This window comes from Variovorax sp. GW823-FHT04F07 (assembly GCF_058795995.1).
In genome coordinates, this window is the sequence record NZ_JBXAIG010000003.1 from 595,910 (window position 1) to 608,156 (window position 12,247).

Annotated in this window: 12 protein-coding genes; 7 read left to right on the forward strand and 5 right to left on the reverse strand. The window is 67.9% G+C overall.

The features are described 5' to 3' along the window. Positions 1–39 precede the first annotated feature (39 nt). Both AC1RAA_RS18080 and AC1RAA_RS18085 read left to right on the forward strand, forming a co-directional pair. Positions 40–936, forward strand: a complete 897-nt coding sequence (locus tag AC1RAA_RS18080; protein ID WP_062479122.1) for a LysR substrate-binding domain-containing protein — start codon at positions 40–42, stop codon at positions 934–936. 143 nt (positions 937–1,079) lie between these two features. Then, a complete protein-coding gene (locus AC1RAA_RS18085) occupies positions 1,080–1,556 on the forward strand; it encodes a hypothetical protein (RefSeq protein WP_492730887.1) in 477 nt (158 codons plus the stop codon). A 78-nt stretch (positions 1,557–1,634) separates the two neighbouring features. Here the strand turns inward: AC1RAA_RS18085 and purH are convergent, their stop codons facing one another. Genes purH through dusB form a run of 3 tightly spaced genes read right to left on the reverse strand, consistent with a single transcriptional unit; the run spans position 1,635 to position 4,578 of the window. Further along, positions 1,635–3,242 carry a bifunctional phosphoribosylaminoimidazolecarboxamide formyltransferase/IMP cyclohydrolase gene (purH, locus tag AC1RAA_RS18090; RefSeq protein ID WP_492686534.1) on the reverse strand — a complete coding sequence of 536 codons (1,608 nt, stop codon included), beginning with the start codon at positions 3,240–3,242 and terminating at the stop codon, positions 1,635–1,637. Positions 3,243–3,258: 16 nt separating this feature from the next. Then, a complete protein-coding gene (locus tag AC1RAA_RS18095; protein ID WP_056577757.1) occupies positions 3,259–3,495 on the reverse strand; it encodes a Fis family transcriptional regulator in 237 nt (78 codons plus the stop codon). A gap of 24 nt (positions 3,496–3,519) precedes the next feature. Further along, positions 3,520–4,578: a tRNA dihydrouridine synthase DusB gene (gene dusB / locus AC1RAA_RS18100; RefSeq protein ID WP_070062764.1), complete on the reverse strand. Its 1,059-nt coding sequence runs from the start codon at positions 4,576–4,578 to the stop codon at positions 3,520–3,522. A 183-nt stretch (positions 4,579–4,761) separates the two neighbouring features. On the opposite strand from dusB, the gene AC1RAA_RS18105 reads away from it, so the two are divergent. Then, positions 4,762–5,232, forward strand: coding sequence for a YqaA family protein (locus AC1RAA_RS18105; RefSeq protein WP_056577751.1), 471 nt, complete (start codon positions 4,762–4,764; stop codon positions 5,230–5,232). A gap of 19 nt (positions 5,233–5,251) precedes the next feature. Here the strand turns inward: AC1RAA_RS18105 and AC1RAA_RS18110 are convergent, their stop codons facing one another. Then, complete coding sequence (locus AC1RAA_RS18110) at positions 5,252–5,926, reverse strand: glutathione S-transferase (RefSeq protein ID WP_159279323.1); 675 nt, start codon at positions 5,924–5,926, stop codon at positions 5,252–5,254. 134 nt (positions 5,927–6,060) lie between these two features. Here AC1RAA_RS18110 and AC1RAA_RS18115 point away from each other — a divergent pair, with 134 nt between their 5' ends. After that, on the forward strand, positions 6,061–7,050 hold the full coding sequence (locus tag AC1RAA_RS18115) for a trypsin-like peptidase domain-containing protein (RefSeq protein ID WP_492730884.1): 990 nt from the start codon (positions 6,061–6,063) through the stop codon (positions 7,048–7,050). Positions 7,051–7,184: 134 nt separating this feature from the next. Here AC1RAA_RS18115 and ychF read toward each other — a convergent pair whose 3' ends face one another. After that, positions 7,185–8,276: a redox-regulated ATPase YchF gene (gene ychF / locus AC1RAA_RS18120; RefSeq protein WP_062479140.1), complete on the reverse strand. Its 1,092-nt coding sequence runs from the start codon at positions 8,274–8,276 to the stop codon at positions 7,185–7,187. Between the two features lie 264 nt (positions 8,277–8,540). On the opposite strand from ychF, the gene AC1RAA_RS18125 reads away from it, so the two are divergent. From AC1RAA_RS18125 to AC1RAA_RS18135, 3 genes are all read left to right on the forward strand, one after another. Then, positions 8,541–9,494 carry a sugar ABC transporter substrate-binding protein gene (locus AC1RAA_RS18125; protein ID WP_062479141.1) on the forward strand — a complete coding sequence of 318 codons (954 nt, stop codon included), beginning with the start codon at positions 8,541–8,543 and terminating at the stop codon, positions 9,492–9,494. Between the two features lie 61 nt (positions 9,495–9,555). Further along, positions 9,556–11,148 (forward strand): sugar ABC transporter ATP-binding protein, encoded by a 1,593-nt coding sequence (locus AC1RAA_RS18130; protein ID WP_492731297.1) that lies wholly within the window; start codon positions 9,556–9,558, stop codon positions 11,146–11,148. Between the two features lie 5 nt (positions 11,149–11,153). Continuing rightward, positions 11,154–12,152 (forward strand): ABC transporter permease, encoded by a 999-nt coding sequence (locus tag AC1RAA_RS18135; protein WP_307696999.1) that lies wholly within the window; start codon positions 11,154–11,156, stop codon positions 12,150–12,152. Positions 12,153–12,247: the final 95 nt, after the last annotated feature.

Consider the following 12,247-nt stretch of genomic DNA (forward strand, 5'->3'; position numbering starts at 1 on the left):
GGGGATCACCCGGTGGCGCCGGGCGGCAGAATGCGCCGCATGAAGGACCACCAGCTCAAGGCCTGGCTGCGGCTGGCCGACACCGGCAGCATCCGCGCCGCCGCGCGCAGCCTGCACCTGAGCCAGGCGGCAGTGACCAAGGCGATCCGCGAACTCGAGGCCGAGGTCGACGCCCAGCTGGTGCTGCGCAGTTCGCGCGGCATCGAGTTCACCGAGTGCGGCCGCCAGCTCACCGTGCGCGCGCGGCTGGCGCACCAGCAGCTCGAACTCGCGCGCCAGGACATCCGCATCCTGCAGGGCAGCCAGCACGGGCGCGTGGCCGTCGCCGTGACGCCAATGGTGTTCCTGGGCGTGCTGCCCGAGGTGGTGCGCGCCTTCCGCAAGGCCATGCCGCATGCGCAGCTCAAACTCTTCGACGGCCTGATCCCCCAGGTGCTGCCGCTGCTGCGCGAAGGCACGATCGACTTCGCGGTGGCGGGCCCGGTGGCCGCGGCGCTCGATGCCGACTTCGCGTTCGAACGGCTCGACATGATCGAGATGGCGGTGCTCTGCCGGCGCGGCCATCCGCTGAACCGCGCCACCCGCTGGGAAGAAGTGGCGGGCGCCGAATGGCTGATGCACCTGGCGCCGGGCAGCCAGCACACCTTCTTGCTCGAGCAGTACGCCGCGCAGGGCCTGCCGCTGCCGGAGCACCGCATCGAGGTGGCCTCGTTCGGCGTGAGCTGGGGCCTGCTGACCCGCAGCGACGCGCTGATGGTCGGGCCGGCCGGCATGCTCACCATGCCGCCGTATGCCGATCTGGTGGAGCGCGTGCCGCTCGCGATGCCGGTGCCGCCGCTGGAGCTGGGCATCGTCTCGCCGCGCGGCAAGCCGCTGTCGCTGGCGGCGCTGCGGCTGGCCGAGCTGTTTCGCAAGTACCTGGCGCGGCCCGCCTGAGCGATGTCATCGTTTTCGCGATCGCCGCGTGTATATTGCGCCGGCGTTCGCGGGGCCGTGCCCACGCACGCAGACCCAAGGGAAGCCGTCATCGCAGCCACCATCGAAGCCGCGAGACAGACCAATTTCAGGATGCCCCGCCCATGACCCCCTTGCGCATGCTGCCGCTGCTGAGTGCTCTTCTTTTGCCGGGCCTCGCGCTGGCACAGTCCTTCGAGCCGAAGAACATCTGGATCAACCCCGGCTTCTACTCGGCCCACTTCGACAGCAGCAAGGGCCTGGAAAACGCCAACCCGGGCCTGGGCTTCGAGTACCCGCTGAACGACACCTACCGCGTCACGGCCGGCACCTTCCACAACAGCAACCGGCGCCAGTCGCACTACGTCGGCCTGTACATCCTGCCCTTCGAGTTCTACGGCGTGAAGTTCGGCGCGGTGGTGGGCGGCTTCGACGGCTACCCCGACTACCGCAACGGCAACTGGTTTCCGGCCATCATTCCGACGGCCGCCATCGAGGGCAAGAACTGGGGCCTGAACATCGCCTACGTGCCGACGATCAGGAATCGCCTCTACGGCGCGATCAGCTTCCAGCTCAAGTACCGCTTCGGCACGCACGAGTAACGACGACGATCACAAAAAAGGCCAGGGCCGCGTAAGCGACCCTGGCCTTGTGTGCGAAGGCCCCGCAGGGCCGCAGGCTCAGTGCCGGAAGTGGCGCACGCCCGAGAACACCATCACCACGCCGCGCTCGTCGGCCGCGTCGATCACTTCCTGGTCGCGCATCGAGCCGCCCGGCTGGATGACGCAGCCCGCGCCCGCGTCCACCACCACATCGAGGCCGTCGCGGAACGGGAAGAAGGCGTCGCTCGCCACCGCCGTGTCCTTGAGCGACAGGCCCGCGTGCTCGGCCTTGATGCTGGCGATGCGCGCCGAATCGAGGCGGCTCATCTGGCCCGCGCCCACGCCCATGGTCATGCCGTCGGCGCAGAACACGATCGCGTTGCTCTTGACGTACTTCGCGACCTTCCAGGCGAACAGCAGGTCTTGCAGCTGCTGCGGCGTGGGCTGCTTCTTGCTGACCACCTTGAGGTCGGCCAGTGCCAGCTCGTGGTTGTCGGCGGTCTGGATCAGGAGGCCCGAGCCGACGCGCTTGACGTCCATCGCGTTGCGGCCGTTGTCCCAGTCGGTGGCGCCACCCTGGGGCAGTGCGATCTCGAGCACGCGCACGTTGAGCTTGGCCTTGGTGGCCTGGAACACTTCCAGCGCCTCGGGCGTGTAGCCCGGTGCCATCAGCACTTCGACGAACTGCTTGTTGACGGCCTGCGCGGTGGCGAGGTCGACCGGGCGGTTGAAGGCGATGATGCCGCCGAAGGCCGAGGTCGGGTCGGTCTTGAAGGCCTTGCTGTAGGCCTCGAGTGCATCGGCGCCCACGGCCACGCCGCAGGGGTTGGCGTGCTTGACGATCACGCAGGCGGGCACGTCGAAGCTCTTCACGCATTCCCACGCCGCATCGGCGTCGGCAATGTTGTTGTAGCTCAGCTCCTTGCCCTGCAGCTGCTTGGCCGACACGAGCGAACCGGGCGCCGGGTACAGGTCGCGGTAGAACGCGGCCTGCTGGTGCGGGTTCTCGCCGTAGCGCAGGTCCTGCACCTTCACGAAGCGGCCGTTGCTCTGTGCCGGGAACAGCGAGCGCGTGGGCGCGGGCTGGCCGATGCTGGCGTCGAAGTCGATGGCCGAGAGGTAGTCGCTGATGGCGCCGTCGTAGTCGGCGATGCGGTTGAACGCGGCCACCGAGAACGCGAACTTGGTCTTGTCGCTGAGCTTGCCGTCGGCCTTGAGTTCGGCCAGCGCCACGGCGTACTGCGAGGCGTCGGTGAGCACGCCCACGTCCTTCCAGTTCTTGGCGGCGCTGCGCACCATCGCCGGTCCGCCGATGTCGATGTTCTCGATGGCGTCCTCGAGCGTGCAGCCGGGCTTGGCCACGGTGGCTTCGAACGGGTACAGGTTGACCACCAGCAGGTCGATGGTGTCGATGCCGTGCTCTTTGATGGCGGCGACGTGCGCGGGCAGGTCGCGGCGCGCCAGCAGGCCGCCGTGGATCTTCGGGTGCAGCGTCTTCACGCGGCCGTCGAGCATTTCGGGAAAGCCGGTGTGGTCGGCGACCTCGGTCACCGGCAGGCCGGCGTCGGCCAGCAGCTTGGCGGTACCGCCGGTGGACAGCAGCTTGACGCCCAAGCCATGCAGGGCCTGCGCGAATTCAAGGATGCCGGTCTTGTCGGAAACGGAAAGGAGTGCGGTCTGAGCCATGGGATATGCCGTGGAGTTATTTCAAAAGTTTGTGCTCGACCAATTTCTTGCGGAGCGTGTTGCGGTTCAGGCCCAGCCATTGGGCGGCCCGGGACTGGTTGCCTTCGGCGCGCGTCATGACGACGTCGAGCAGGGGTTTCTCGACCACGCGCACGAGCATCTCGTACATGCCGTCGGGTTCGGTGCCCCGCAGATCGCGAAAGTAGCTGTCCAGACTGCTGCGAACGCAGTCCTCGATGTGTTTCTTGCTCATTGCTTCTTCTCTTTTTGTCTTCGCTCAATCGACGGCGCAGGCCGTCTCCTCTTCTCCCGCCGGCTCCTCGTCTGCCGTCGGGGCGGGCATGCGGTCCATGCGGTCCGCAAGCCCCTGGAAATAGTCGTCGACCGCGCGCAGCTGGCCGGCGCAGTCTTCGATGGCGTTCATGCGTGCGCGGAACGCCTCGCCATCGGGCAGCGCGCGCACATACCAGCCGATGTGCTTGCGCGCCGTGCGCACGCCGCTGAACTCGCCGTACAGCGCGTAGTGCTCCACCAGGTGATCGAGCAGCAGCCGGCGCACCTCGGCCACCAGCGGCGGCGCCAGGTGGGTGCCGGTGTCCAGGAAATGCGCGATCTCCCGGAAGATCCACGGCCGGCCCTGCGCGGCGCGGCCGATCATCACGGCGTCGGCGCCCGTGGCCGCGAGCACGTCGCGCGCCTTCTCGGGCGAGCGGATGTCGCCGTTGGCCACCACCGGCACGCGCACCGCGGCCTTCACGGCGGCGATGGTGTCGTACTCGGCGTGGCCCTTGTAGCCCTGCTCGCGCGTGCGCCCGTGCACGGTGAGCATCTGCACGCCGGCCGATTCGAAGTCGCGCGCGAGCTTCACCGCGTTGCGGTGGTCTTCGCTCCAGCCGGTGCGCATCTTGAGCGTGACCGGCACGTTGAATGGTTGCGCCGCATCGACCACGGCCTGCACGATCTCGAGCGCCAGCGGCTCGTCGCGCATCAGCGCCGAGCCGGCCCACTTGTTGCAGACTTTCTTGGCCGGGCAGCCCATGTTGATGTCGATGATCTGCGCGCCGCGCTCGATGTTGTAGACCGCGGCCTCGGCCATCATGGCCGCGTCGGTGCCGGCAATCTGCACCGCAATGGGGCCCGGCTCGCCGTCGTGGTTGGCGCGCCGCGAGGTCTTCAGCGTGTTCCAGAGTTCCTTGCGCGAGGTGACCATCTCGCTGACCGCATAGCCCGCGCCGAGTTCGCGGCACAGCATGCGGAAGGGCCGGTCCGTCACGCCGGCCATGGGCGCGACGAACAGCCGGTTTTCCAGCGTGTGGGTGCCGATCTGCAAGGTCATGGGAAGGAGTGCTGTGCGGGTCGGCTGCTGAAAAATGAGGCACGATTGTAGCCACGTGGCATTTCAGCGACTGAAACGATTTACGCCTTTTTGCGCTTGCGACACAGGCGTAAACACCAGTATTTCGCGGGGCCTTCTCCCACGCGCTTGCGACGTGAGCGCTGCCTATACTTCGCCGACCTTATGCAAGCCTGGCTCGACGCACTCCTGGCGCTCCTCGCGCTCCCCCAGTACGGACTTTCGACGCTGTTCATCGCGGCCTTCGTATCGGCCACGCTGCTGCCGGTGGGCTCCGAACCGATCTTGTTCGGCCTGCTGAAACTCAACCCCGAGATGTTCTGGCAGGCCATTGCCGTGGCCACCATCGGCAACACGCTGGGCGGCGCGGTCGACTGGTGGATGGGCTACGGCGCGCACAAGGTGGCCGACAAATACTCGCACTCGAAACACCACCTGCGCGTGCTCGGCTGGCTCGAGCGGCTGGGCCCGAAGGCCTGCCTGCTGAGCTGGCTGCCGATCGTGGGCGACCCGCTGTGCGCGGTCGCGGGTTGGCTCAAGCTGCCGTTCTGGCCCTGCGTGGGCTACATGGCGATCGGCAAGTTCCTGCGCTACGTGACGATGACCTACGCGCTTCTATACGTCTTTCCGTCATGAAGCGCGTGGTCGAAAAAACTCAGCTCAGCAGTTCGTAGGGGCCGCCGCGTTCCAGCGCGCGCTGGTAGGCCGGGCGCGCATGGATGCGCTCCAGGTAGGCCATGAGCTTGGGCCGCCGCGCATCGAGCCCGCCGCGCGCCTGCGAGGCTTCGACCACGAAACTCATCTGGATATCGGCGCCCGTGAATTCATTGCCCGCGAACCACTCGCTGCGGCCGAGTTCGGCCTCCATGAAATTCAGATGGCCCGTGATGTTCGGATGAATGAAGGCCGACTTCGCCTTCGCCGCGATGGCCTTGGCGATCGGCTTGGCGAAGAAGGGCATCTTGCTCGTCTCGATGCGGTCGAACACCAGCTTGAGCAGCAGCGGCGACATCGCCGTGCCTTCGGCGAAGTGCAGCCAGTAGCGGTAGCGCAAGGCTTCGGGCGAACCCGGCGCGGGCGCGAGCCGGCCCTGGCCGTAGCGCTCGATGAGCGACTCGATGATCGCGCCCGATTCCGCCAGCGTCGCGCCGTCGTCGGTCGTCACCACGGGCGACTTGCCCAGCGGATGCACGGCCTTCAGCGAAGCGGGCGCCAACATGGTCTTGGGGTCGCGCTGGTAATGGACGATCTCGTAGGGCAGCTCGAGCTCTTCGAGCAGCCAGAGCACACGTTGCGAGCGCGAGTTGTTCAGGTGATGGACAGTGAGCATGGCGAATGAAGGCCTTCCGGCAGAGGATGCAGCGGGCGCGCAGTCTAACCACAACACGTGCGGGCTTCAGGCGCCCGCTGCGACAGCGTCATCGCCTACGGCAAACCGTAGGGCCGCTTCCTACACTGACCCGGATGGCCCCTCACTCCACGCGGCGCCGCCGCATCTCGCTGTTCATCACCGGACTCTGGCTCAGCCTCGCGGCCTGCCAGGCCTGGGCACTCACGCCCGAGGAGGTGTTCCGCAAGGTCGCGCCCGCCGTCTGGACCGTGAAGGGCGAACGCGGCAACAACCAGACCGCCATCGGCAGCGCGGTGGCCGTGACCCCGGGTGCGCTGGCCACGGCCTGCCATGTGGTCGACGGCGCCGTCGCCGTCACCGTGGAGCAGGGCCCGACCACGCTGCGCATCGCCCGCATCGTGCGCGACCCCGACCCGTCGCGCGACCTGTGCGTGCTCACGAGCGAAACGCCGCTGCAGTTGCCCGCCGTGCAGATCGTGCCCGCCAGTGAACTGCGCGTCGGCCAGCGCGTGTTCGCCGTCGGCAGCCCGCACGGCCTCGAACGCACGCTGAGCGAAGGCCTGATCTCCGCGCTGCGTCCGCGCGCGCCCGGGCAACTGCCGATCGTGCAAACGTCAGCGCCCGTGTCTTCAGGCTCCAGCGGCGGCGGGTTGTTCGACACCGAGGGCCGGCTGGTCGGCGTGAGCGACAGCGTGGCGCCCGGCGGCGCGAACCTCGGCTTTGCCTATCCGGCGCAATGGGTGATGGAACTGCCTCAGCGCGTGACCACGGAGCTGGCGACATGGCGCGATCTGCTGAAGACCACCGGCGTGGTGTTCGGCCCCAACGGGGAACCCGCGCCGTCCGGCCACGCCGAGCTGTCGGACCTGCAGGCCCTGCCGCCCATCGGCGCCGACCCGACCCCGGTGCGCAATGCGTACCGCCAGTTCCTGCTGCAGGCCCGGCCCCGGATCTTCCTGATCACCGGCGATCAGAAGTTCGGCACTGCCACCAGCTCGGCCGCGCTGACCGAGCATCTGAAAGGCTGCACCGAACGCAAGGTGACGTGTGCCGCCTATGCGGTGGACGACACCGTGGTGTGGGGCAAGCAGAAGACCAACTGATCGACGAGGCAAGCGACAGCGAAGCCCCTTCGTGAAACACCGAGGAACCGGCTTTGCCGGGCCTCAGGTGTTGCCCCCGGTAGGGGGTTGGCGTAGCGGACACGCAGTGCCGCGCAGCCTGGGGGCGAGCTCAATTACGAGCTGAACAGGAAGTTCATCACGTCGCCATCCTTGACAACGTATTCCTTGCCTTCCGACCGCATCTTCCCCGCATCCTTGGCGCCTTGCTCGCCCTTGAAGGCGATGTAGTCGTCGAACGCGATGGTCTGGGCGCGGATGTAGCCCTTCTCGAAGTCGCCGTGGATCACGCCGGCAGCTTGGGGGCCGGTGTCGCCGATGTGGATGGTCCAGGCGCGCACTTCCTTCACGCCGGCGGTGAAGTAGGTCTGCAGGCCCAGCAGCTTGAAGGCCGCGCGGATCAGGCGGTTCAGGCCCGGTTCTTCCTGGCCGATTTCGGCCAGGAACATCTTCTTGTCTTCGTCGTCCATCTCGGCCAGGTCGGCTTCGATCTTGGCGCAGATGGCGACCACGGGCGCGCCCTGCTTGGCGGCGTACTCGCGCAGGCGGTCCAGGTAGGGGTTGTTCTCGAAGCCGTCTTCCGACACGTTGCCCACGAACATGGCGGGCTTGGCGGTGATCAGCGTGAAGCTCTTCACCAGCGGCAGCTCTTCCTTCGTGAACTCGAGCGCGCGCACCGGCGTGTTCTCGTTCAGCGCGGCCTGGCAGCGTTCGAGCAGGCCGACGAGCTTCTGCGCGTCCTTGTCTCCCGAGCGGGCCACCTTGGTGTGGCGGTGCAGCGCCTTCTCGACCGTGGCCAGGTCGGCCAGGCAGAGTTCGGTCTGGATCACCTCGATGTCGGAGATCGGGTCGACCTTGCCTGCCACGTGGATCACGTTCTCGTCGTCGAAGCAGCGCACCACGTTCACGGTGGCGTCGGTCTCGCGGATGTGCGCCAGGAACTTGTTGCCCAGGCCTTCACCGGTGCTGGCACCGGCCACGAGGCCGGCGATGTCGACGAACTCGACGATGGCGGGCACCACGCGCTCGGGCTTGACGATCTCGCTCAGCTGGTCGAGCCGCGGATCGGGCACTTCCACCACGCCCACGTTGGGCTCGATGGTGCAGAACGGATAGTTTTCCGCTGCGATGCCGGCCTTGGTCAACGCATTGAAAAGGGTGGATTTACCGACGTTGGGCAGGCCGACGATGCCGCATTGCAAACTCATGGGAGGTCCTCTTGGGTAACCCCCGATTTTAGGCTGACCGGGTTCTCCCCCGGGTCGGGCGCCCTTCCCGCCACGCCGGCGCGCCCTTTTCCCGACGCGCTCGACCCTGCGCGAAAGCCCTCTGGCAGCGGCTTCGAGGCCCGAAAGGCTCAGGGTTTGACCCGACTGGCAAACGTTTGCGCAAACGTTTCCCTCGATTAACATCGGAGCCCCCGGCACAGACCGGCGTTCCGCTCTGACCCCTCATTTCAGGAGACATCCACCATGAAGTTCACCCGCCGTACCCTGCAAAGCGCTGCCGCACTGACCTTGCTGGGCGCCATCGCCGGAACGCCCGCCTTCGCGCAGGACAAGCCGAAGGTCGCGCTGGTCATGAAGTCGCTGGCCAACGAGTTCTTCCGCACCATGGAAGACGGCGCCAAGGCGCACCAGAAGGCCAACGCCGCGCAGTACACGCTGGTGGCCAACGGCATCAAGGACGAGACCGACACCGCCGCCCAGATCAAGATGGTCGAGCAGATGGTGGCGCAGAAGATCAACGCGCTGGTCATCGCGCCGGCCGATTCGAAGGCGCTGGTGCCGGTGATCAAGGCGGCCATCGACAAGGGCATCCTGGTCGTGAACATCGACAACCGGCTGGACGCCGACGCCCTGAAGGAAAAGGGCATCCAGGTGCCCTTCGTCGGCCCCGACAACCGCGCCGGCGCCAAGCTGGTGGGCGACGCGCTCGCCAAGGAGCTGAAGTCGGGCGACAAGGTCGGCATCATCGAAGGCGTGTCGACCACCTTCAATGCACAGCAGCGCACGCTGGGCTACCAGGACGCCATGAAGGCCGGCGGCATGACCGTGGTCGGCGTGCAGTCGGGCCAGTGGGAAATCGACAAGGGCAACACCGTGGCCGCCGGCATGATGCGCGAGCACCCCGACCTGAAGGCCCTGCTGGCCGGCAACGACAGCATGGCGCTGGGCGCCGTCGCCGCCGTCAAGGCCGCGGGCAAGACCGGCAAGGTGCTGGTGGTGGGCTACGACAACATCGGCGCCATCAAGCCGATGCTGAAGGACGGCCGCGTGCTCGCCACCGCCGACCAGTTCGCCGCCAAGCAGGCCGTGTTCGGCATCGAGACCGCGCTGAAGGCCATCGCCGACAAGAAGAAGCAATCGGAAATGCCGGCCGAAGTGAAGACCGACGTGGTGCTCGTCACCAAGTCGTCGAAGTAAGCCGCTCCGCTCCCCCAAAAAAGAAGAAGACCTCGTTTTGACCGCCGCACCCGACGCCGCCATGAATCCGCCCTTACCCACCGCCGTGCTCGCCCTGAGCACGGTCGGCAAGGATTACGCGGCGCCGGTGCTCGACGGCGTCTCGCTCGAGCTGCGCGCGGGTGAGGTGCTCGCGCTCACGGGCGAGAACGGCGCGGGCAAGAGCACGCTGTCGAAGATTGTCTGCGGGCTGGTGCAGCCTACGCGCGGCGGCATGCAGCTCGATGGCCAGCCCTTTGCGCCGGCCTCGCGCCGCGATGCCGAGCGGCTGGGCGTGCGCATGGTCATGCAGGAACTCGGCCTCGTCACCACGCTGTCGGTGGCCGAGAACCTGCTGCTCGACCGCCTGCCGCACAAGAGCGGCTGGATCCGCCGCGCCACGCTGCACGAGCTGGCCGAGCGCCAGCTCGCCAAGATCGGCCTGGACGGCATCGACCCGGCCACGCCGGTGGCGCGGCTGGGCATCGGCCAGCAGCAGATGGTCGAGATTGCGCGCAACCTGCAGGACGACACGCGCGTGCTGGTGCTCGACGAGCCCACCGCCATGCTCACGCCGCGCGAAACCGCGCACCTGTTCGAGCAGATCGAGCTGCTGAAGCTGCGCGGCGTGGCGATCGTCTACGTGTCGCACCGCCTCGAAGAGCTGCAGCGCATCGCCGACCGCGTGGCGGTGCTGCGCGACGGCAAGCTGGTCGACGTGCGCGCCATGGCCGGCGTGCGCGAATCCGAACTGGTGCAGCGCATGGTCGGGCGCGCGGTGCACGAGCACGAAGGCCGCGCGCGCCGCGTGGCGGGCCCGGTGCTGCTGAGCGCGCGCGGCATCGGCCGGGCGCAGGTGGTGCGCGACGTCGATCTCGAACTGCGCGCGGGCGAAGTCATGGGGCTGGCCGGCCTGGTCGGCTCGGGCCGCACCGAGCTCGTGCGGCTGCTGTTCGGCGCCGACCGCGCCGACCGCGGCGAGGTCGTGCTGCACGACGGCACGCCGGCCGCACAGCCCGTGCAGCATGCGCGCAAGGGCTGGCGCTCGCCAATGCAGGCCATTCGCGCGGGCATCGGCCTCGTGACCGAAGACCGCAAGTCGCAGGGCCTGCTGCTCACGCAGCCGATCCGCGTCAACGCCACGCTGAGCGACCTCGGTGCGATCTCGCATGCCGGCTGGCTGCGCCGCGCCAAGGAGCGCCAGATCGCGCGTCGGCTGGTCGAGCTGCTGCGCATCCGCTCGCGCAGCATCGAACAGCCCGTGTCCACGCTCAGCGGCGGCAACCAGCAGAAGGTGGTGTTCGCGCGCTGGCTGCACCGCGAATGCAAGGTGCTGCTGCTCGACGAACCCACGCGCGGCGTGGACGTGGGCGCACGCGCCGACCTGTACGCCGAACTCGACCGCATGACCGACGCCGGCAAGGCGCTCCTGATGGTGTCCAGCGACCTGCGCGAGCTGATGGCCATGTGCGACCGCATCGGCGTGATGAGCGCCGGCCGGCTGGTCGCGGTGTTCGAGCGCGGCGAATGGAGCGAACAGTCGCTGCTCGCCGCCGCCTTCAGCGATGCCACGGGCCGCGTGCCCGGCTCCCCGGCGGATTCCACCGCCCCTGCCCCGACTTCTGCCGACGCATGACGACCATGAACGCCGCCTCCCCTTCTTCTTCCGCTGCCACCAGCAAGCCGCCGTCCGCACTCAAGGGCCAGCTCGGCACCTACCTCGGCCTCACGGTCGTGCTGCTGGGCATGATCGCGCTCTTCGGCTCGATGAGCGAATACTTCCTCACGCGCGAGACCTTCATCTCCATCGCCAACGAAATCCCGGCGCTGGCCGTGATGGCGGTGGGCATGACCTTCGTGCTGATCATCGCGGGCATCGACCTGTCGGTGGGCTCGGTGCTCGCGCTGAGCGCGGCCGTCACGGCCGCCGCCATCCTCGAATGGAAGCTCTCGGTGCCGCTGGCCGCCCTGCTGGGACTGGCCACCGGCCTCATCTGCGGCACGGTGACGGGCGCGGTGTCGGTCGCCTGGCGGCTGCCGAGCTTCATCGTCTCGCTGGGCATGCTCGAAGCCGTGCGCGGCGGCGCCTACCTGGTCACCGACTCGCGCACACAGTACGTGGGCGACGCCATCTCGGGCCTGGCCGCGCCGTGGATCGGCGGCATCTCGGCCGCCTTCGTGCTCGCGGTGGTGCTGGTGGCCGTGGGGCAGCTGGTGCTCACGCGCAGCGTGTTCGGCCGCCATGTCGTGGGCATCGGCACCAACGAGGAAGCCATGCGCCTGGCGGGCATCGACCCGCGACCGATCCGCATCATCGTGTTCGCCGTGACCGGCCTCTTGGCCGGGCTCGCGGGCCTGATGCAGTCGGCCCGCCTCGAAGCGGCCGACCCGAACGCGGGCGTGGGCATCGAGCTGCAGGTGATCGCGGCCGTGGTCATCGGCGGCACCAGCCTCATGGGCGGGCGCGGCTCGGTGGTCAACACCTTCTTCGGCGTGCTGATCATCGCGGTGCTCGAAGCCGGCCTGGCCCAGGTGGGCGCGAGCGAACCAAGCAAGCGCATCATCACGGGCGCGGTGATCGTGGTGGCCGTCATCATCGACACCCTGCGCCAGCGCCGGGCCGATCGTCGACTGGCTTGAGAAGGTGTGAACGAACCCGCCATGCCCGCTCATCCCACCCAGACACGGCCCCTCTGCGTTGCAAATGCTCGCCATAGCCCAAGCTATGGCTGCGC

Coding starts and splice junctions, on each gene's coding strand:
- AC1RAA_RS18080 (WP_062479122.1), top strand. CDS start 40: ATGAAGGACCACCAGCTCAAGGCCTGGCTGCGGCTGGCCGACACCGGC.
- AC1RAA_RS18085 (WP_492730887.1), top strand. CDS start 1,080: ATGACCCCCTTGCGCATGCTGCCGCTGCTGAGTGCTCTTCTTTTGCCG.
- purH (WP_492686534.1), bottom strand. CDS start 3,242: ATGGCTCAGACCGCACTCCTTTCCGTTTCCGACAAGACCGGCATCCTT.
- AC1RAA_RS18095 (WP_056577757.1), bottom strand. CDS start 3,495: ATGAGCAAGAAACACATCGAGGACTGCGTTCGCAGCAGTCTGGACAGC.
- dusB (WP_070062764.1), bottom strand. CDS start 4,578: ATGACCTTGCAGATCGGCACCCACACGCTGGAAAACCGGCTGTTCGTC.
- AC1RAA_RS18105 (WP_056577751.1), top strand. CDS start 4,762: ATGCAAGCCTGGCTCGACGCACTCCTGGCGCTCCTCGCGCTCCCCCAG.
- AC1RAA_RS18110 (WP_159279323.1), bottom strand. CDS start 5,926: ATGCTCACTGTCCATCACCTGAACAACTCGCGCTCGCAACGTGTGCTC.
- AC1RAA_RS18115 (WP_492730884.1), top strand. CDS start 6,061: ATGGCCCCTCACTCCACGCGGCGCCGCCGCATCTCGCTGTTCATCACC.
- ychF (WP_062479140.1), bottom strand. CDS start 8,276: ATGAGTTTGCAATGCGGCATCGTCGGCCTGCCCAACGTCGGTAAATCC.
- AC1RAA_RS18125 (WP_062479141.1), top strand. CDS start 8,541: ATGAAGTTCACCCGCCGTACCCTGCAAAGCGCTGCCGCACTGACCTTG.
- AC1RAA_RS18130 (WP_492731297.1), top strand. CDS start 9,556: ATGAATCCGCCCTTACCCACCGCCGTGCTCGCCCTGAGCACGGTCGGC.
- AC1RAA_RS18135 (WP_307696999.1), top strand. CDS start 11,154: ATGAACGCCGCCTCCCCTTCTTCTTCCGCTGCCACCAGCAAGCCGCCG.